Below are 20,209 nucleotides of genomic sequence, written 5' to 3' on the forward strand. Positions count from 1 at the left end.
CTATATAGGGTACCGCCCATATTTTAACGAAAAATATAGGCTAAGCAAATTTCGATATAAAGTGAGCCGAATTTCCTACTCTAAGGAACATTCGGCTCATATTCTTTATTTAGTTTGTAATTTATTCTCTTCATATTCTTTCATTATCTTATAAAAAGTATTTTTCTTAAGTTCTAGCAGTTCCATAAATTTAGCGCCCGTTATTTCTCTTTTTTTCCACTTTAGATAAGTTTCTTCTATAATTGTATAAGATGAAAAAAGTTAAAACTCCATCAAATATCCCCCTTGATTGAATTTTCTTACATTGTATCATTCTCTTTTTTGTTTCTCTAATAAAACGCTTATACGAAAAATTTCGTCTATTCGTGTTACAATAAATAATATGTAATGAATTGGAGGATGACATATGTACCAGGCTTATTATGATAGTGAATTAGGTTTGTTAGAAATTACAGCGAACGAAGAAGGAATTACGTCTGTTATATTTGTTGATGAAAGACAAGAAGAAAATACAAATGGAATGATAGATCAATGCATAAATGAGCTGGATGAATATTTTAAAGGAAAAAGAAAAGAGTTTACTGTACCACTGTCTGCTGAAGGAACACCATTCCAAAAGAATGTATGGGATGCACTTTACACTGTACCATATGGCGTAAGTGCTTCATATTTAGATATTGCGGAGAAGGTTGGGAATACGAAAGCTGTACGGGCGATAGGAGGGGCAAATAGCCGGAATCCAATTTCAATTATCGTTCCATGTCATCGTGTAATAGGAAAGAGTGGAAAACTTGTTGGGTATGCGGGTGGTTTATGGAGGAAAGAGTGGTTATTGAAGCATGAAGGCATTTTAAAATGAAGTATGGATGGAAAGAGGGATTGTTTTGAAATGTATAAATTGTGGGCGACCTTGTATTAATGATCAGCTGAATTGTGCAAATTGTCAACGAAACTTGCATAACGAACAAGGTGAAGAAAGCTCGCTAATAGACAAAGAATTAGAAGTATATGTAGGGAGACAATATCCATATTACAAAAGAAAATGGGAGCTTGAGAATAAGCGAATTGCTAGGTGGAGCTGGAATGGCTTGGCTGCTATTTTCAATGTAGGTTGGCTTGGATATCGTAAGTATTATTTACCTGCTGCTTTATTTATACTGTTATTAGTAGCATGTGATGCATTTTCTTATTATATGGGGTTCAACGTAGCATTGCCAATCATTAATATGGTGCCTCTCACGTTTTTATTACTTGTTTTCATTCTATTTGGGATGGGGATTTTTGCAAATGGATTATTTTATCAATTTGCAGAAAGGCGTATATATCGAATAAAAGCACGGGGAATTAAAGATGAATCGGTTGAAAATTATCTCATCCGTGATAGTGGTGGAACGAGTAAAATGGGAGCAACAATCGTTACTATTTTAGCAGTTGCTAGTATTTTTTTCAGTCATTTCTTTTTTCCGACTGATCGAGATATTATACAAAAAGTACGTACAAGTTCGCTTTATGAATATCCGTTCTTTTCGATTGGTGAATCGTTTGAAAGCTATTTTCAAAATTCAGGGTGGATATATTATCGTGGTTCGGAAGGTATGGAATTAGTAGAATTTCAAGGATACAGCCCAGGGATGCCAAGACAAAAAGTTACAATTCAATTTATTGTTGATTATAAATTGAGTGAAATTGAGCCATACTCCCTTACGATTAATGGTGAATCTAAAAATGAAGAAGAGTTTTTGAAGATGATGGAAGAAATATTCAAGGTTCAAAATCCGTTTGAAATAGAGGATGGATTGCAAGTAAAAGTGATAGAAAAAGAAGCGGATGGAAAGAACTCTCTATCTGCTTCTTTTTTGTGTGTAAAAAATAATATTTGAAATAATCTGAATCTTTTGTATAATGATATATATTATACTGGATTTCATTTATACATATAGATTGGGGGAAGGAAGAATGAAGAGAAAGGTAACAACGATTGCTGCATTTGCATTATCGACTAGTGTGTTAGTTGCAGGTTGCGGAAATGGGGAGAAGGCATCTACAACGAAAAAAGAAGCAGGTAAGGGAGTAGCAGATAAGCAAGTATTAAACTTACTAGAAACAGCAGAAATTCCTTCAATGGATACATCAAAATCAACGGACTCTGTATCATTCCGGGCCTTTGTAAATGCAATGGAAGGGTTATATCGTTTAGATAAGGATAATAAGCCAACGCCAGGTATGGCAAAAGATGTGAAGATTAGTGAAAATAAAACAACATATACATTTGAATTACGAGATGCAAAGTGGTCTAACGGAGATCCAGTTCGAGCACAAGACTTTGTATATGCTTGGCAACGCGCATTAGATAAAGCAACCGCTGCTGAGTATGCATTTATTTTATTCGATGTGAAAAATGCACAGAAAGTAAATAAGGGAGAATTACCGTTAGATCAATTAGGAGTTAAAGCAAAAGATGATAAAACGTTAGTGGTAGAATTAGAACAACCAGCGCCGTATTTCCTAGAGCTTACTTCGTTCCCAACATTTTTCCCTTTAAATGAAAAATATGTGAGAGAACAAGGAGATAAATACGCATTAGAAGCAGATAAACTATTGTACAATGGACCATTTACAATGAGTGAATGGAAACATGAACAAAGTTATCAGTTAAATAAAAATCCTAATTATTGGGATAAAGATACTGTTAAGCTAGAAGAAATTAATGTAAGTGTTGTGAAAGAAACGAGCACAGGAGTTAATTTATACGACAGTGGTCAAGCGGATCGAGTTATTTTAAGCTCTGAATTTGTTGATAAATATAAAAAGAGTAAGCCAAATGAATTTAAAACGAAGCTAGATCCACGTATGTATTTCTTACGATTTAATCAACAAAATGCAACATTTAAAAATCAAAAAGTTCGTGAAGCAATTGATTTAGCATATGATAAAAAGGGAATTGCAAATGTTATTCTAAATGATGGCTCATTACCAGCATATTTCTTAGTACCTGAAAAGTTTACGACAGGACCAGATGGAAAAGACTTCCGTTCTGTAAATAAAAATTTCCGTGATAGTAAAGATAATGTAACGAAAGCAAAAAAATTATGGGAAGAAGCGAAGAAAGAACTTGGTCAAGATACAATAACAGTGGAATTCCTAAATGATGATAACGGTAGCCGTAAAAAAGTAGGCGACTTTATTAAAGAAGAGTTAGAGAAAAATTTACCGGGTATAAAGGTGAATTTAAAACAACAACCATACAAACAAAAACTAGATTTAGAGAAAAAGTTACAATATGAATTCTCGTTATCTGCATGGAGCCCAGACTATCCAGATCCAATGACATACATCGATATGTTCGTTACAGAAAGCTCATTTAATGAAATGGCCTATTCTAACCCGAAATATGATGATTTAGTAGCAAAATCAAAAGGAGAACTATTAAAAGATGACGCTGCACGCTGGAAAGCACTTGCAGAAGCTGAAAAAATCTTGATCGGTCAAGATGCTGCAATCTCACCTGCGTATCAGCAAAGTACAGCTTATTTAGAGCAGCCGAATGTAAAAGGCATCGCCAACCATACGTTTGGTGGGGACTTCAGTTATAAATGGGCATATATTACAAAATAATAGTATAATAAAAGATGAGTGAATTTTCGCTCATCTTTTTTGTATAAGGGGGAACTATAGTTGTTAAGGGGAATCAATCATCTTTGTTTTTCAGTTTCAGATTTAGAAAAATCTATTATGTTCTACGAAAAAGTACTAGAAGGGGAATTATTAGTTAAAGGGAGAAAACTTGCATATTTTAATATATGTGGAGTATGGGTAGCACTTAATGAAGAGGTAGATATTCAAAGAAATGAAATTCATCAATATTATACGCACATTGCATTTTCTGTGGAAAAAGAAGACTTTGAACGTTTGTTAAAGCGGTTAGAAGAAAATGATGTTCATATTTTAACGGGTAGAGAACGTGATGTGAGAGATTGTGAATCTATATATTTTCTAGATCCAGATGGTCATAAATTTGAATTTCATTCAGGGACGTTACAAGATCGTCTAAATTATTATAGGGAAGAGAAACCTTATATGACATTTTACTAGGGGGGAAGGGTTTGCATGCACTTGTAATTGGTGGAACAGGGATGCTAAAGAAAGTATCTATGTGGCTGTGTGAGCAAGGATTTCATGTTTCAATTGTCGGGCGAGATAGTGCGAAATTAGAAAATGTTAAGCAAGCATGTAGTGTACGAGAAAAAATTACGAGTATTTCTTTAGATTATCATAATGAAGAAGATGTAAAGAAATCTATTAAAGAGTCAATTGAACACAATGGTCCGATCACGCTAGTTATTGCATGGATACATTCGACTGCTGAACGTGCACTTCCGATAATTTGTGAAGAGATTGAATTATCATCTAAGAAATATAGTGTATTTCATATATTAGGTAGTGGTGCATCACGTATGAAGGCACAAAAAATAAGTGGGGAATTATGTAGCTACTATAGAATAATATTAGGGTTTATTTTAGAAGGTACATATGCAAGGTGGCTTACTCATGAAGAGATAGCTGATGGGGTTATAAAGGGGATTGAAAGTAAATGTATGGAATGGATTGTAGGGAGAGTAGAACCGTGGGAATCACGGCTAAAATGGTGAGGAGGAATTGAAATGAAGACAACGGTATATGTAACAAGGCATGGTGAGACGGAATGGAATGTAGCAAAGCGGATGCAAGGACGAAAAAACTCTGCTCTAACTGAAAATGGTATGCAACAAGCAAAACAATTAGGTGACCATATGAAGAATTTACCACTTCATGCTATCTATAGTAGTCCAAGTGAAAGAACGCTTCATACTGCTGAATTGATTAAAGGAGAACGAGATATACCAATTATAGCAGATGAACGTTTCTATGAAATAAATATGGGGACATGGGAAGGGCAAACAATTGCTGATTTGGAAATGCAATATCCAGAAGAAGTGCATTTATTTTGGAATGAACCACATCTTTTTCAATCAACATCAGGGGAAAACTTTGCGGCCGTTCATAAAAGAGTAATTGAAGGGATACACTTTCTTTTAGAAAAGCATAAAGGTGAAAATATTTTAATTGTCTCTCATGCTGCAGCAGCGAAATTACTTGTAGGGCATTTTGCAGGTGTTGAAATTGAACATGTATGGGGAGAGCCATTTATGCATAGCGCGAGTCTTAGTGTGATTGAATTTGATGAAGATCTTGGTAAAGTAAAACAATTTGCAGATATAAGTCATTTTCAGTAAACGTAAAAAAGGCCGCAATGCGGCCTTTTTTGGTAGGCATAAAAAACTAGCAATTACGCTTTTTATACCAGAAGTGATCGAATTTTTTATTTTTGCAAGATGAGGACTTGTGACCGCTACCTTTGCAATCGTCCCATTTGTGTCCATCATCATGACAGTCTTTACCATGATCCCACGAATCATCACAAGACCCATGATGGCTATGAGGGAAAAATACACATTTTTTACAGAAACATCGTTTTGTCCAGAAACATTTCTTTTCAAAGCGAACGCATTTTGTAACGAAAGTACATTTTTTCACTCGAGTACGTTTTGTAACTATAACGCATTCTTTTCTACGAGTAACCTTTGTAACGAATGTCCATTTTTGAACGCGTACACGCGTACATTTTGTAACGAATGTCCATTTTTTTACATGAGTACATTTTGTAACGAAAGTACAATGTTTCACGCGAGTACATCTTGTTCTTGGACATTTACGCCCTGTTGTACATTTACGCCCTGTTGTACATTTACGCCCTGTTGTACATTTACGCCCTGTTGTACATTTACACCCTGTTGTACAGTTATGATGAGAGAATTTATCATCATCACACTCAAAAGTACTTGGATCTTGGTGTAAGAAATCCTTCATACCAGCACTTTTGATTTCTTCAACAGCTTTTCTAATATCACGTTTCATAGAAATCCTCCTTATCGAGTTTTAAATTGAAAAGGTATTCTTTTTCCTTAACATGATATGAGATTCGGTTTCTTTCTGAACAGGACAAGAGTGTAATTTTATATAAATAGATGAAGCGGATGTATGGACAAGACAAGGCGCATACATTGAATGAAGAGAACAGAGAAGGGATGAGAATATATGCTACCTTCATATGAATTTTTTATTCATCCAATGTACTTAGTGGAATTGAAAAAAGATATTTGGTCAGATAGTCCAGTGCCAGCAAAGTTAACATATGGAAAAAAGAAGTATGATATTGATATCGTTTATCGGGGTGCTCATATTCGTGAGTTTGAGAAAAAGTCTTATCATGTTCAGTTTTATAAACCGAAAAAATTTCAAGGGGTGAAGGAATTTCATTTAAACTCTGAATTTATGGATCCATCTCTTATTCGTAACAAATTATCACTAGACTTTTTTAATGAAATCGGGGTACTTTCACCGAAGTCACAGCATGTATTTATAAAAATAAATGGTCAAATCCAAGGCGTATATTTACAGTTAGAATCGGTTGATGAAAACTTTTTAAAAAGTAGAGGGTTGCCGAGTGGTTCTATTTATTATGCGATAGATGATGACGCGAATTTTTCTTTAATGAGCGAGAGAGATAAAGATGTTAAAACTGAGCTTTTTGCAGGGTATGAATTTAAATGCTCGAATAAAAATAGTGAAGAGCAACTGAGTGAATTTGTATTTCAAACGAATACTTTGTCGAGGGAAGATTATGAAAAAGAAATTGGGAAGTTTCTAAATGTAGATAAATATTTACGATGGTTAGCTGGAGTTATTTTTACGCAAAACTTTGATGGTTTCGTTCATAACTATGCACTATATCATAACGATGAAACAAATTTATTTGAAGTCATACCGTGGGATTATGATGCGACTTGGGGGCGAGATGTACAAGGGAGACCGCTTAATCATGAATATATTCGCATTCAAGGGTATAACACGTTAAGTGCAAGGCTGTTAGATATACCTGTATTTAGAAAGCAATATCGAAGTATTTTAGAAGAAATATTAGAAGAACAATTTACAGTTTCATTTATGAGGCCGAAAGTAGAAGGAATGTGTGAATCGATTCGTCTGTATTTACTACAAGATCCATATATGAAAGAAAAATTAGAAACATTTGATCAAGAGGCTGATATGATTTATGAATATATAAATAAAAGAAGAAAGTATATACAAGACCACTTACATGAATTGGATTAATTTTGAAAGAGATTGGAACATTATCAATCTCTTTTTTTGTATAATAAAGATGTACCAAAAAAAGTAAAATAATATTTATTTGATAGAGAATGGGGTTGTGTAGAGATGACGGTTAAATGGATTGATTGGGTAAAACAAATACAATCTATAGCCCAAGCGGGTTTAACGTATTCTAAGGATGTGTATGATATAGAACGTTTCCAACAATTACGAGACATTTCGATTTCGATGATGTCACATTACACAAAAACAGATTGGGAAGTAGTAGAGAAATTATTTGCAAGTGAGACAGGCTATCAAACTCCTAAAGTTGATATTCGAGCGGTAGTATTTCAAAATGAGAAATTATTATTTGTGAAAGAAAAAAGTGATGGTAAATGGGCATTACCAGGTGGATGGGCTGATGTTGGTTATACTCCAACAGAAGTTACTACTAAAGAAGTTTTAGAAGAGACAGGATATGAGGTAGATCATTTTAGGTTACTAGCTATATTCGATAAAGAAAAACATCAACCATCTCCATCAGCTACGCATGTATATAAAATTTTTATAGGCTGTGAGATTGTTGGCGGAGAAAAGAAATTAAGTATTGAAACAGAGGATGTGGAGTTTTTTGGTGAGAATGAATTGCCTAATTTATCGATTGCTAGAAATACAGAATGGCAAATTAAAGAAATGTTTGCGTATATGAAAGATAGAAATAAAGAAAGACTACTGGACTAATAATTAATCGGTCTCGTCTGTTACATTTACGTTGATTATTAGTCGACATGCCCGTAAATAGCGGGATATTAATGTTAATTTTGTATCTTGCTAAGGGTATATTGAAAAAAGGTTGTACATATTCATTTAATAAAAAATAAGAAGGAGTATTCCTCTTCAAAGTCTATGATTCAGATGAAGAGGTTCACATGATCATATTGGCAGATGGCAATCTTTATGTGATAATGGGAGGGTATGTGAAGAAAAAAGGAGATAGAAAAGAATATGTTAGCGAATATAATAGATCAGTTATTGCAATTCTTTGCAAGTCTAGGATACTTCGGAGTAGCACTAGGTTTAATGATTGAAATTATCCCAAGTGAGATTGTACTTTCGTATGCTGGATTTTTAGTGGCAGAAGGGAAAATTAGTTTTGTCGGTGCTGTTATTGCCGGAACAATTGGTGGTACTTTAGCGCAAATCTTTTTATACTGGCTTGGATACTACGGAGGGCGTCCGGTTGTCGAGAAATACGGGAAGTATCTGCTTATTAATAAACATCATTTAGACATAGCAGAAAATTGGTTTAAGCGTTACGGAGCGGGAGTAATATTTTCGGCACGTTTTATCCCAGTAGTACGTCATGCAATCTCAATTCCAGCAGGACTAGCTAAGATGCCATTAAAACTTTTCACACTGTATACAGTTGTAGCGATCATTCCATGGTCAATTCTATTTATATACTTAGGTGAAAAGCTTGGTGGAAATTGGCGACATATTAAAGAATATGCATCTGATTACACACATTACATAATTATAGGAGCAGTCCTATTTATAGCTCTTTACTTCGGTTTAAAGTATTTGAAAAAGAAAAAAACAACTCGTTAAAGTCAATGATGATTCATTGACTTTTTTTATTTGTTCTAGTTCTAAAAAAAAGAAGTTGTCCATAATGTGTAATAATAAAGCGTAGCGGGGGAATGTGATGAAAGGATCACCGTTTTTACGTGGAACGATATTTTTAACGATGGCAACGATGATATCTAAAATGTTAGGGTTTATATATGTTATACCGTTTACTGCAATGGTGGGTACGAGTGGGTATGTATTATATACATATGCATACCGCCCTTATACAATTATGCTCAGTATTGCAACGATGGGATTACCACTTGCCGTTTCGAAGATGGTTTCAAAGTACGATCAACTCAATGATTATCACACTGTTAAGAGAGTGCTAAAGAGTGGTATCGTTTTTATGGTCATTATGGGCGTTATTTCTTGTTTAGCGTTATATATGTTAGCACCACATTTAGCTAAACTTGTGATTGATGGAAATGATCAGTCGGGGAATAGTGTGGTAGCTGTCACGCACAATATTCAAATTGTAAGTTTTGCGTTAATACTTGTACCAGTAATGAGTTTATTGAGGGGATTCTTTCAAGGATTCCAATCGATGGGACCGTCGGCATTGAGTGTTGTTGTCGAACAGTTTTTTCGTGTTTTAACGATTTTGATAGGGAGTTTTGTTGTTTTATATGTTTTAAAAGAATCAGTGTCGTTAGCGGTGGGTATTTCGACTTTTGGAGCATTTATGGGTGCAGTAGGTGGATTAATTATTTTGAGTGCTTATTATATGAAAAGGCGAAAATACTTGAAACAAAAGGAGATAGCAAGTATTTCCCAGACGACGAAATCTTTTTTTTCATTATATAAAGAGTTATTTACATATTCCATCCCATTTGTTGTAGTCGGTTTGGCAATTCCGTTGTATCAGACGATTGATACATTTACAATTAATAAGCTACTTATACAAGTAGGATATATGCAAGGAGAAGCCGAAAAGATTAATGCGATAATTGGCCTTGTTCAGATGGTTGTGTTAATCCCTGTTTCTGTTGCTACTGCTTTTAGTATGTCTCTCGTACCAGAGATGACGAAAGCTTATACAGCGGGAAATGAGAAGCTACTGTATAAACATTTTACGAGGACGAATTTATTAGTGGTGGGGATCACGGTACCAGCGGCAATCGGAATGATGGTATTAGCAAAGCCAGCATATACTCTATTATTTGGTGCTGGAAATGATCCGGAGATGGGGAGTGTCATTTTACAATATTATGCTCCTGCTTGTATACTATTTTCACTATTTACGGTAACTGCTGCGATGTTACAAGGAATTAATCAACAGCAGAAAACAGTGCTAGGATTAGTAATCGGAATTATTGTAAAGATAGTATTAAATATTGTATTGCTACCTTATTTTGATTTTGTAAGTTTTATCATTTCAACATATGCTGGTTATACGATTTCAGTCGGTTTTAACTTGTGGATGCTTTCTAAATATGTTATAAAGGCAACATAAGCTTTTTAAAGGCAGAGAACACTCTGTCTTTTTCTATGTTTACAAGATTTTTCTTAAAAAAACGTTTTCAAAATAATTTTTCTATTGAAATTTAATCGTTTGTTTCATATGCTGAAAATAGCGGTTCAAAAACTGTTGTTTAAGTGAGGTAGATTCCTACATGTAAAAAGAATCGGGGTGATAGTATGTTAAATATTTATTTAACAGACCGAAACGGAAAACTACAAGAGATTGAGGAAATGCAAAAGGGTTGCTGGATTAATGTACTTCATCCAACTGAAGAAGAAATTCAGTATCTAGTCCAAACTTTAAATGTAGACTTAGATTTCATTAAAGACCCTTTGGATGATGAAGAACGCTCTCGTATTGAAAAGGAAGACAATAATACTTTAATTATCGTGGATATTCCGACAGTGAGACATGATGAAGAAGGAAATTCGATTTATGACACGATTCCAATAGGTATGATTGTAATGCCAGATTGTTTTGTTACAATTTGTCTAGAAGAGAATCCAATTTTTGAACGCTTTATTAATCAACGTATTAAAGAATTTTATACGTTTAAAAAGACGCGATTCGCACTTCAGCTCTTATATACAATTTCTACTTATTATTTAAGATACTTAAAGCAAATTAATCGAAAAACAATCGATTTAGAGCATCAATTAAATAAATCGATGAAAAATAAAGAGATTTTCACATTGCTAGGCCTTGAAAAAAGTTTAGTTTACTTTACAACTTCATTAAAGGCTAATAAAATTGTTATTCAAAAATTAATGCGTAACAGTACATTTTTAAAAATGTATGAAGACGATCAAGATTTATTAGAAGATGTATTAATTGAAAATAAACAGGCTATTGAAATGGCGGAAATATATAGTCACATTTTAAGCGGAATGATGAATACATTTAGTTCGGTTATTTCTAATAATTTAAATAGTGTTATGAAACTGTTAACGTCTATTACAATTATTTTATCTTTACCAACAATGGTTTCTAGCTTCTTTGGAATGAATGTAAAGGTTCCGTTTGAAGGTGAAGCACATGGGTTTGTAATTGTACTCATAATATGTGTAACATTATCTTTCACTTTAGCATTTGTTTTTTGGAAGAAACGTTACTTTTAACGATAAGAAAGCTGCTCTAGCATAGTTGTAAAACTGCGCTAGAGCAGCTTTTTTGCTATGAAATCTCGATTTTGGAATAGAATATAACTTGTAAAATGTAATGTGTATGAAGGTTATGAATTCCGTATAACTCTTGTTCAAATAATAAAATGGGGTTAAAATTACATATTGTTAATGAAAAGTTGGAGGAAATACATCATGGAATTGTTTCAATTACCGAAAGCATTCCTGCAAATGAATACAATCTTTATTTCGATATTAATCGAAGCACTTCCGTTTGTGCTAATTGGTGTATTTATTTCAGGATTTATTCAAATGTTTGTGACAGAAGATATGGTGGCAAAGTGGATGCCTAAGAATCGATTTCTGTCTGTTCTATTAGCCACTTTTTTAGGAATGATGTTTCCTGGATGTGAATGTGGAATTGTTCCGATTGTAAGACGATTAATCGGAAAAGGGGTTCCACCCTATGCAGGAATTGCATTTATGTTAACTGGACCGATTATTAATCCAGTTGTATTATTTGCAACATATGTTGCTTTTGGAAGTAGTATGCACATAGTATGGTATCGTTCTATTGTAGCGATTATCGTAGCAATTATCGTTGGAATTATATTATCATTTATGTTTAAAGAACATCAATTAAGAGATGATCACTTTCCAGAAGTGAATCATAAGCGTCCGTTACGTAAAAAAATGTGGGATGTATGTACACATGCTGTTGAGGAATTCTTCTCAATGGGAAAATATTTAGTGTTAGGTGCGTTAATTGCAGCTGCGGTTCAAACATTTGTACAAACTTCAACATTGCTTGCAATTGGACAAGGTCCGTTTTCTTCATCAGCTGTTATGATGGGACTTGCTTTTATTTTATCACTTTGTTCAGAGGCGGATGCATTTATTGCTTCTTCGTTCCAAAGTACATTTTCAACAGCGTCACTTGTCGCGTTCCTCGTATATGGACCGATGGTGGATATTAAAAATATGTTTATGATGCTTGCGACATTTAAAACAAAATTTGTAATTGTTGTGACGGTTACAGTTACACTTGTTGTCTATGCAAGCTCACTACTCATTTATGCGATGGGGTGGTAGGTTATGTTTCGAGCATATATATTATTAGGTTTTACAATTTTAATTGGACAGCTTCATATTTCCGGTAACATTACGAAGTATATAAATATGAAGTACGCCTATTTATCAAAAACTGCAGCTATTATTTTAGGTTTCTTAACGATTGTACAAATTATTATCGTTTTCCAAAAAGAGCACCAAAAGGAAAAAGAGAAACATGATTGTAGTTGTGATCATAGTCATTGCGGGCATGATCATTCGAAAGATGAAAATACATGGTGGAAACGAACGTTTTCTTATACTCTGTTCTGTTTTCCGATTATTTCAGGATTATTTTTCCCGATTGCAACATTAGATTCGGACATTGTTAAGACGAAGGGGTTTCACTTTCCTGTTGCACAAGCGGAAAGTAAAGATCCATTTATGACAAGACAATTCTTAAGACCGGATACGAGTATTTATTACGGGAAAGAAGGATATCGTGGTGTAATGGAAAAAGGGAAGAAAGAGTTTGTTACGAAAGACAATATCACTTTAAAAGATGAAGATTTCTTAAAGGGTATGGAGACAATTTATAATTATCCTGGTGAATTTACTGGTAAAACCCTGTCTTATAAAGGATTTGTTTTTCGAGATGATTCTTCTAAAAAGGAACAATATTTCTTATTCCGTTTCGGCATTATACATTGTGTTGCGGATTCAGGTGTATATGGTATGTTAGTTAAAAAACCAGAAGGTGTAGAGTGGAAAAATGATGATTGGATTCAGGTAGAGGGAGAAATTTCAACTGAATTTTATCAGCCGTTTCATGCGAATATTCCAGTGTTAGAAGTAACGAAATGGAATAAAGTTGAACAGCCGAAAGAACAATATGTATTTAGAGGAGCCGATTGATAAAATCGGTTCTTTTTTGTGGACTAAAAGTTCTAAAAATTGTTAATATTAAACGTGTAGTTCATGAGGTGTAGTGTATATTGGGATATTAGGGATAAATAATTAAAGGGGTGATAACAATGACTGAAGTAAAGGGTAAAACAGCTAATGAATCAAGAGTGTTTAAAACGAGTCGAGTATTTCCAACGGATTTAAATGATCATAACACGCTATTTGGTGGAAAGATATTGGCGGAGATGGATATGGTTGCTTCAATTTCAGCAACGAGACACTCGAGAATGGAATGTGTTACAGCGTCTATGGATTGGGTAGATTTCTTACATCCAGTACGTTCTTCAGATTGTGTTAGTTATGAATCTTTCGTAATTTGGACGGGAAGAACTTCTATGGAGATATTTGTGAAAGTAGTAGCAGAAGATTTAATTTCAGGTGAAAAACGTGTAGCGGCAACTTCATTCGTTACTTTTGTTGCGCTTAGTAAGGAGAATAATCCAGTTCCTGTACCGCGTGTTATCCCTGAGACAGAAGAGGAGAAAGAATTGCATCGAATTGCAGTGTTACGTGCAGAACAGCGTCATATTCGTAAGGCGGAGAGTAAGAAGGTAGCTACACTGCTAACTTTTTGATGAGAAATACTTTCCTAGTGGTACTATTTTTGTAATAGGCTAGGGGATTTTTTGAAATGAAAAGCGGACACCTAAAAATAGGTGTCCGCTTTTATAGTTTTTTCATCCCCATATCGTATTACAATAACTGCTTAGCAGAAGCAAGCAGCACCGACGATAATTAAGAGGATAAATAATACGACTAGTAGCGCAAATCCATTACCATGTGCGAAGCCCATTGTTATTTCCTCCTTTTATTTTAAGATACAACATACAATATGCAGATGAGCTCCTGTTTGATATGGACGTATATCATGCAATGACATATTTTTTGTATGATAATGTTTAAAAAAAGGAAAGATATAGGAATAACAGTAGTTAGAGAAAGGAACGTATCCATGAAGCACTTTTTAATTGTAATAATTTGTTTTATAGGTGTATTCGTATGGATGAACGTTGATGTGGAAATGGGGAAGAAAATGGCTAGTGGATATGAATTAGAAAAAATTCGATCAGGGGATTTTCAATTATATACGAACGGTGATGAGTTATATAGAAGTTTATTTGAGGATATAAATCGTGCAGAAAAGAATGTATATATTCATTTTTATATTGTAGGTAAAGATGAGGTAAGCAAAGAATTCTTACAATTATTAGAAAAAAAAGCATCTAGCGGAGTAGATGTGAAATTGTCAGTAGACCGCATTGGCGGATATAAGCTTAAGAAAAAGATAATTAATCAATTAAAAGAAAAAGGCGTGAAGTTTACATTTAGTAAAAAACCTAAATTAAAAAACTTATTTTATTCTTTGCATCAACGTAATCATAGACGCATTGTTACTATAGATGGGAAAGTTTCGTACATTGGTGGCTTCAATATCGGAAAGGAATATCTTGGACAGGATCCTAAATTTGGTCCGTGGCGTGATTATCATGTACGCATCGAAGGGAATGGAGCTACTGATATGGAACGGAAGTTTGCGGAAGATTGGCAAGAAGATACGGGAGAGAAATTCCTTATACATCAAGAGTTACCGGTACAAGGAAATGTAAAATATCAATATATATTTTCGAATGGAAAAGGCTTATGGCAGAAGTACGGGGCACTATTAAAGAAGGCAAAACACTCCTTAATTATTGCTACACCATATTTTGTACCGAGTAAAGAGATGGTAAAAGGACTGAAAGATGCATTAAATCGTGGTGTCCGTGTGAAAATTCTCGTCCCATTTAAAAGTGATGCCGTATTGCTAAAACAAGCTGCCTATCCTCATTTGAAAGATATGTTAGATGCTGGCGCGGAGATTTATCAATATCGAAACGGATTTTTTCATGGGAAAGTGACAATCATTGATGAGGAAATCGTCGATATTGGTACAGCGAATTTTGATAATAGAAGCTTTTATTTAAATAACGAATCAAACTGTGTCATATATGATAATACAGTCGTTGCTGACGTCTGGAATCGACTAAAAGAAGACTTTCATAAGTCAAAACGATTTTCAGAAGAAGATTTTGAGAAAATTAGTCGCTGGGATTGGTTTCTAGCAAGAATAGCGAATGTTATCGCATCATATTTATAGTATATAGATGAAAAATAGGAAGGGAGGCGCTTTAATGGATTGTATGAAAGAATTGATGACATATAGTTACACACTTATATATAAAGTTGGAGAGTACACGGGCAAGGTTCGAGATGAAGAATTAAAGGATATTTTACAGCATCATTTGCCGTATATGTTACAAGCATATAATGAACAAGTGAATTTTCAAGAAGGAGAAAATGTACAGCATATAACTTGTAAACAAATGTGGCCGGAATTTACTGAAATGGATAGGGAAACAGATAATGAATATACAGGGGATATTGGGATTGCTATTTGTTATATTACACATTTGAAACGATTAGCATTAAAGTTTGCTCAAGTGGCAGTAGAAGTTGCGAACCCGGAGTTTCGTTCTTTTTTGGAGAATTGTTTTGTGAAAATGAATCGTTACGCATATAATGTTTGGCAATATGTTGTGAAGAAGGAATATAAGATTAAACATGTATATGAAAATGAAAAATTTGCGTGAAAAGCTAAGGTGGAATGAAAGGCGCCTTAGTTTTTTTTATGTCTAATTAGGGTGGGAGGATTTAAGATTGGATATGTTATCCGAAAATTTACAAAAGTTTACTGTATCTTTACTATTTTTAAATCTTTCCTTTAAAAATAAAGAGTAATATGGGATTGTACATATTCTATCAAAGGGAGGAAACGCAAATGAACAAATGGGTTAAGTCATTAACTGCTATGGCACTTGCAAGTTCTTTATTAATGGTAGGTTGTAGTAAAGATGAGGATAAAAAGAAAGAGGATGACACAACTTCGCAGCAAGATGAAAAGAAAGATAAAGAAACAAGCGGAACAGATAAGTCTTCTGATTCGAAAGAAAAGAAATAAATGGATAATAGAGCTTCCTCACATAAACGAGGAAGCTTTTTTGTTGTATATTTGTATGTATTACGGAAAAATAGAGAGAAAGAACTGAAGAGGGGATAATATATGAAAGTATGCATATTAGGAGCGACAGGTAGAGTAGGATCACACATTATGAAATTGGCATTACAAGATTCATATGAAGTAACGGTATTAGTTCGTGATTTGAGTAGAGTGGAAATAGAGTATGAAAGGTTGCATGTTATTAAGGGAAATGTATTAAACGGAGACGATATAAAGGAAGCGATTAAAGGATGTGATATTGTAATTAGTACTCTTGGAACTGATCGGAATGGGACGTTAGGGAAGAGTTTACCGCTTATTATAAAGCAAATGGAAGAAGAGGGCATAAAGAAAATTGTTACAATAGGAACGGCTGGTATTTTACAGTCGCGAACAAACCCAAGTATATATCGTTTTCAATCAAAAGAATCGAAAAGAAAAACAACAACAGCTGCGGAAGACCACTTAGCTGCTTATAAAGCACTACATAACAGTAATTTATGTTGGACTGTTGTTTGTCCGACGCATTTAATAGACGGTGATGTAACTGGGGTATATCGAACTGAAAAAGATATGTTGCCAGCAGATGGATCCAAAATTACAGTTGGTGATACAGCTCATTTTACATGGAGATTACGTAATAAAAGCTTATACGAGAAAAGCCGAGTAGGTATTTCATATTAAAAAACCATCCCTAAATAGGGATGGCTAAAAAATGATATAGCATACAAAGATGATAATCATAATGATTTGGAGAATGGCTTTGGCTACTGTGCTACTTAAAAAACCGACTACAGTTGCAATTCCGACTAAAAAGGCGTCTTTTGGCGCCTTTTTATGCATTAGTTCTGTTATAAATACCGATAAAAACGGTATGATAATAAGACCAAATGGCGGGAAGAAGAACGATCCGACAATGATAGAAATCATGCCGACACGTTCACCCCACTTAGAACTTCCGTATTTTTTCAAGAAATATCCATTTGCTATAAAATCAGCACCGAAAATGAAAAGTGTAAAAATGACTTGAATAATCCAAAAAGAAATTGTTAGTTCTCCACCATTTATACCAAAATGATAAATGAAATAGCCAGCCCATACTGCAAGAATGCCAGGAATAATGGGGTAAATAAAGGCAAGAAATGAAACAATGAAACAAGCGATGATACTAATTGTTAATAATACAGTCACTTTATACCTCCTTAATAGAATCTAACTTATGTACAGCAATCTTTTTAATTTGATGTCCGTCTAGTTCTAATGCCTTAAATTGAAAACCATCATATTCAACTGAATATCCAGCTTCAATATTTAAGTCAATAGCTTGGGAGAGAAGCCAGCCCCCAATTGTATCTAAATCACTATCATAAATATGTAACCCAAACATATCATTTACTTCAGAAATAAGTACTTTTCCATCTAATACAGTAAGTTTAGGTGTGCGTTTTTCAATCATTGGTGATTCATCTGCATCAAATTCGTCTTGAATCTCACCAATAATTTCTTCAAGAATATCCTCCATCGTTAAAAGTCCAGCGGTGCCCCCATATTCGTCCATTACAATCGCCATTTGTACACGGTTCTTTTGAAGATGTATTAACGTTTTACGAATGGGAACTGTTTCAAAGACCGTTAAAACTGGATGTATGTAAGATTCAAGTGGTTTATAAATATTCTTTGTTTGATCGTGAAATACTTCTTTCGTATTTATCATCCCGATAATGTCATCTTTGTCTTTTTCAATAATAGGGTAGCGTGTATACTTTTCAGTTGCGACGATATCCATATTTTCTTCTAACGTATTTTCAGTAGATAGGCAAATCATTTCGGTACGAGGAACCATGATTTCTTTCGCAACTCGATCATCAAATTCAAAAATATTATTTACATATTTATATTCGGTTTGATTAATTTCTCCGCTTTTATAACTTTCACCTAAAATGAGCCGTAGTTCTTCTTCAGAATGGGCAAGTTCGTTTTCTTTTGCAGGTTCTAAACCGAATAATTTTGTAAAAAATACAGCTGAACTATTAAGCACCCAGATGAATGGATACATAATTTTATCAAATAAAATAAGTGGTTTTGCAAATTTTAATGTGATTGCCTCTGCTTTTTGGATTGCGAAAGATTTAGGAACTAACTCTCCTAATACAACATGGAAAAAAGTAATCACACTAAAAGCAATAATAAAGGATAGCGTGTTAGCCATTGTTCCAGTAATATTGATTCTTTCAAATAGTGGTCGTAATAAATGCTCTACAGTTGGTTCACCAAGCCAACCAAGCCCTAAAGAAGTGATAGTAATACCGAGCTGACAAGCAGATAAATAAACATCTAAGTTAGATACAACGCTTCTTGCAGCTAATGCTTGTTTGTTACCTTCATTAGCAAGCTGGTCAATTCGACTTTTTCGTACTTTTACGACAGCGAATTCTGAAGCAACGAAAAAACCAGAAATAAGGATAAGTATAAAGATGAGAAAAATATTTAATATGTCCAAGTGTGTTCTTTATTCCTAATTTGGAATAAAGATGTCACCTCCTGCAATTATGTTATACTTTTATAATAAATCCAAATGAAAAGATTAGTCAAAGAAAATGGGTAAATAATGGTAGGTTTTAATAGTAGTTTTTTAATTTGCTGTTATTTTGTCCTCTATATAATAGGAATAACCGTCTACTTTTAATTTAAGTAGACGGTTATTCTATGTTATGGTTTCGAAATACTTCTAGTTAAAGTATACGTGTTCTGTTTAGGGTAGTTTGTTGTCCATAAAGCTTGGAGAAACGATAAGATGCTATATGGAATATAAAGTAGTAATAAACCAATCGTGACAACTATAGGTGCATTTCCGCCAAATTGGACAATAAATTGTAATAGTCCGTTTGTATGAAAAATACATTCCATAAAAACGAATGAAAGAATAATGGAACTCAAAATGGATTTATGATTAGAAGTAAGCGCAATAAATAACGTATCAACAAGGAAAGATGAATTTTTTATTTCGTATTCATTAGTAGTATTTAAGAACGGTAGCCATTTTTTAATTGCTTGCATAACGATTATCATAGAAGTGCTACATACGATGATAAAAGAGGAGAAGAAAGGAAACTTTATGAATTTCGCGATGTAGAGAAGTGATAATAGGACTAAACATTGTAATATCACAGTGCCAAAAGAATACGGTATCCAGCGAAATAAAGAACTACACTTTTTTAATGAGTTTGGTGCTTTTAAAAATAGATGGCCAATTCCTAGACTTATAAAGAAACCGATTACAAGAGTGAATGTGAAACGAACAATCGATAAAAAATATATTTCCCATATGTAGGGGAACAGTGGTGACGAATGGTTAGAGGTATGTATTATATTTTGTGTATGTATAAGCTGATTTGCTGAGAAAAGGATAGGTTCATGCATCCAATCAATTGTTGGAATTGAAATGGAAGAAGGCTGTGCTAAATTATGAAAAATGCTTACAAATCCAGTTAAGTAGGAGTAATTATGTGTAATGAATAATGCTGGAAGAGGACTTATGACAAAAACAATCAAAACACCGGCTATAAATTTACATATATGTGAGCGCAATAAGGACATACAATCACCTACTCTTTGAATATTCAGAAAATTCTTATTCTTATTTTAGCTTTTTTCTGAGGAAGTTACAATATATTTTTCTAAAAGTAACTGTGAGAGAATGTTCCATATTGAAGATTTGCCGGATTGGTAGGGGCTAATTAACCAGTG

General features: G+C 33.9%; 23 protein-coding genes and 1 pseudogene. 18 read left to right on the plus strand and 6 right to left on the minus strand.

Translation table 11 applies throughout. The features are described 5' to 3' along the window. Positions 1-105 precede the first annotated feature (105 nt). Positions 106-243 (minus strand): annotated as a pseudogene (locus MR071_RS25765) (recombinase); the annotation flags it as partial. 163 nt (positions 244-406) lie between these two features. Between MR071_RS25765 and MR071_RS07480 the strand changes: the two are divergent. From MR071_RS07480 to MR071_RS07505, 6 genes are all read left to right on the plus strand, one after another. Further along, complete coding sequence (locus MR071_RS07480) at positions 407-859, plus strand: methylated-DNA--[protein]-cysteine S-methyltransferase (RefSeq protein ID WP_105586703.1); 453 nt, start codon at positions 407-409, stop codon at positions 857-859. A gap of 25 nt (positions 860-884) precedes the next feature. Further along, complete coding sequence (locus tag MR071_RS07485) at positions 885-1,880, plus strand: DUF2628 domain-containing protein (RefSeq protein ID WP_242235578.1); 996 nt, start codon at positions 885-887, stop codon at positions 1,878-1,880. A 76-nt stretch (positions 1,881-1,956) separates the two neighbouring features. Next, a complete protein-coding gene (locus MR071_RS07490; RefSeq protein WP_242235579.1) occupies positions 1,957-3,615 on the plus strand; it encodes a peptide ABC transporter substrate-binding protein in 1,659 nt (552 codons plus the stop codon). A 60-nt stretch (positions 3,616-3,675) separates the two neighbouring features. Next, positions 3,676-4,092 carry a FosBx1 family fosfomycin resistance bacillithiol transferase gene (gene fosB / locus MR071_RS07495; protein ID WP_242235581.1) on the plus strand — a complete coding sequence of 139 codons (417 nt, stop codon included), beginning with the start codon at positions 3,676-3,678 and terminating at the stop codon, positions 4,090-4,092. An 11-nt stretch (positions 4,093-4,103) separates the two neighbouring features. Further along, entirely contained in the window at positions 4,104-4,649 is a 546-nt protein-coding gene (locus tag MR071_RS07500) for a short-chain dehydrogenase (RefSeq protein ID WP_105586699.1), read from the plus strand. Between the two features lie 12 nt (positions 4,650-4,661). Beyond that, positions 4,662-5,273 carry a phosphoserine phosphatase 1 gene (locus MR071_RS07505; RefSeq protein WP_105586698.1) on the plus strand — a complete coding sequence of 204 codons (612 nt, stop codon included), beginning with the start codon at positions 4,662-4,664 and terminating at the stop codon, positions 5,271-5,273. Between the two features lie 46 nt (positions 5,274-5,319). On the opposite strand, the gene exsB is transcribed toward MR071_RS07505, so the two are convergent. After that, entirely contained in the window at positions 5,320-5,955 is a 636-nt protein-coding gene (gene exsB / locus MR071_RS07510) for an exosporium protein ExsB (RefSeq protein WP_242235584.1), read from the minus strand. 180 nt (positions 5,956-6,135) lie between these two features. On the opposite strand from exsB, the gene cotH reads away from it, so the two are divergent. The 8 genes from cotH (at position 6,136) to MR071_RS07550 (ending at position 14,000) form a co-directional block, all read left to right on the plus strand. After that, the gene (gene cotH, locus MR071_RS07515) at positions 6,136-7,212 is read left to right on the plus strand and encodes a spore coat protein CotH (RefSeq protein WP_242235586.1); all 1,077 of its coding nucleotides are present in this window, start codon (positions 6,136-6,138) and stop codon (positions 7,210-7,212) included. A gap of 105 nt (positions 7,213-7,317) precedes the next feature. Next, entirely contained in the window at positions 7,318-7,935 is a 618-nt protein-coding gene (locus MR071_RS07520) for an NUDIX hydrolase N-terminal domain-containing protein (protein WP_105586695.1), read from the plus strand. Between the two features lie 264 nt (positions 7,936-8,199). Then, positions 8,200-8,802 (plus strand): undecaprenyl phosphate transporter UptA, encoded by a 603-nt coding sequence (uptA, locus tag MR071_RS07525; protein WP_105586694.1) that lies wholly within the window; start codon positions 8,200-8,202, stop codon positions 8,800-8,802. A gap of 97 nt (positions 8,803-8,899) precedes the next feature. Then, positions 8,900-10,279 (plus strand): putative polysaccharide biosynthesis protein, encoded by a 1,380-nt coding sequence (locus MR071_RS07530; protein WP_105586693.1) that lies wholly within the window; start codon positions 8,900-8,902, stop codon positions 10,277-10,279. Positions 10,280-10,464: 185 nt separating this feature from the next. Next, positions 10,465-11,406 (plus strand): magnesium transporter CorA family protein, encoded by a 942-nt coding sequence (locus MR071_RS07535; protein WP_000932386.1) that lies wholly within the window; start codon positions 10,465-10,467, stop codon positions 11,404-11,406. A gap of 198 nt (positions 11,407-11,604) precedes the next feature. After that, on the plus strand, positions 11,605-12,501 hold the full coding sequence (locus tag MR071_RS07540) for a permease (protein ID WP_105586692.1): 897 nt from the start codon (positions 11,605-11,607) through the stop codon (positions 12,499-12,501). 3 nt (positions 12,502-12,504) lie between these two features. Continuing rightward, complete coding sequence (locus MR071_RS07545; RefSeq protein WP_105586691.1) at positions 12,505-13,374, plus strand: TIGR03943 family putative permease subunit; 870 nt, start codon at positions 12,505-12,507, stop codon at positions 13,372-13,374. Between the two features lie 119 nt (positions 13,375-13,493). Then, the gene (locus MR071_RS07550) at positions 13,494-14,000 is read left to right on the plus strand and encodes an acyl-CoA thioesterase (RefSeq protein WP_000141174.1); all 507 of its coding nucleotides are present in this window, start codon (positions 13,494-13,496) and stop codon (positions 13,998-14,000) included. 131 nt (positions 14,001-14,131) lie between these two features. Here the strand turns inward: MR071_RS07550 and MR071_RS07555 are convergent, their stop codons facing one another. Beyond that, a complete protein-coding gene (locus tag MR071_RS07555; protein ID WP_000505094.1) occupies positions 14,132-14,218 on the minus strand; it encodes a YjcZ family sporulation protein in 87 nt (28 codons plus the stop codon). 159 nt (positions 14,219-14,377) lie between these two features. Between MR071_RS07555 and cls the strand changes: the two genes are divergently transcribed. The 4 genes from cls (at position 14,378) to MR071_RS07575 (ending at position 17,146) form a co-directional block, all read left to right on the plus strand. Next, complete coding sequence (gene cls / locus MR071_RS07560; RefSeq protein ID WP_242235588.1) at positions 14,378-15,562, plus strand: cardiolipin synthase; 1,185 nt, start codon at positions 14,378-14,380, stop codon at positions 15,560-15,562. 34 nt (positions 15,563-15,596) lie between these two features. Then, positions 15,597-16,055, plus strand: a complete 459-nt coding sequence (locus tag MR071_RS07565) for a spore coat protein (protein WP_002118593.1) — start codon at positions 15,597-15,599, stop codon at positions 16,053-16,055. 188 nt (positions 16,056-16,243) lie between these two features. Then, positions 16,244-16,423, plus strand: coding sequence for a hypothetical protein (locus tag MR071_RS07570; protein WP_002118595.1), 180 nt, complete (start codon positions 16,244-16,246; stop codon positions 16,421-16,423). Between the two features lie 102 nt (positions 16,424-16,525). Then, positions 16,526-17,146: an NAD(P)-dependent oxidoreductase gene (locus MR071_RS07575; RefSeq protein WP_105586689.1), complete on the plus strand. Its 621-nt coding sequence runs from the start codon at positions 16,526-16,528 to the stop codon at positions 17,144-17,146. 24 nt (positions 17,147-17,170) lie between these two features. Here MR071_RS07575 and MR071_RS07580 read toward each other — a convergent pair whose 3' ends face one another. The 3 genes from MR071_RS07580 to MR071_RS07590 form a co-directional block, all read right to left on the minus strand. Continuing rightward, entirely contained in the window at positions 17,171-17,653 is a 483-nt protein-coding gene (locus tag MR071_RS07580; protein ID WP_242235590.1) for a DUF456 domain-containing protein, read from the minus strand. Between the two features lies 1 nt (position 17,654). Further along, on the minus strand, positions 17,655-18,962 hold the full coding sequence (locus MR071_RS07585) for a hemolysin family protein (RefSeq protein WP_242235592.1): 1,308 nt from the start codon (positions 18,960-18,962) through the stop codon (positions 17,655-17,657). A 209-nt stretch (positions 18,963-19,171) separates the two neighbouring features. Next, the gene (locus MR071_RS07590; RefSeq protein WP_242235594.1) at positions 19,172-20,059 is read right to left on the minus strand and encodes a hypothetical protein; all 888 of its coding nucleotides are present in this window, start codon (positions 20,057-20,059) and stop codon (positions 19,172-19,174) included. Between the last annotated feature and the right edge of the window lie 150 nt (positions 20,060-20,209).

The sequence above is a fragment of the Bacillus cereus group sp. BfR-BA-01316 genome, from assembly GCF_022664195.1.
Lineage (GTDB): Bacteria > Bacillota > Bacilli > Bacillales > Bacillaceae_G > Bacillus_A.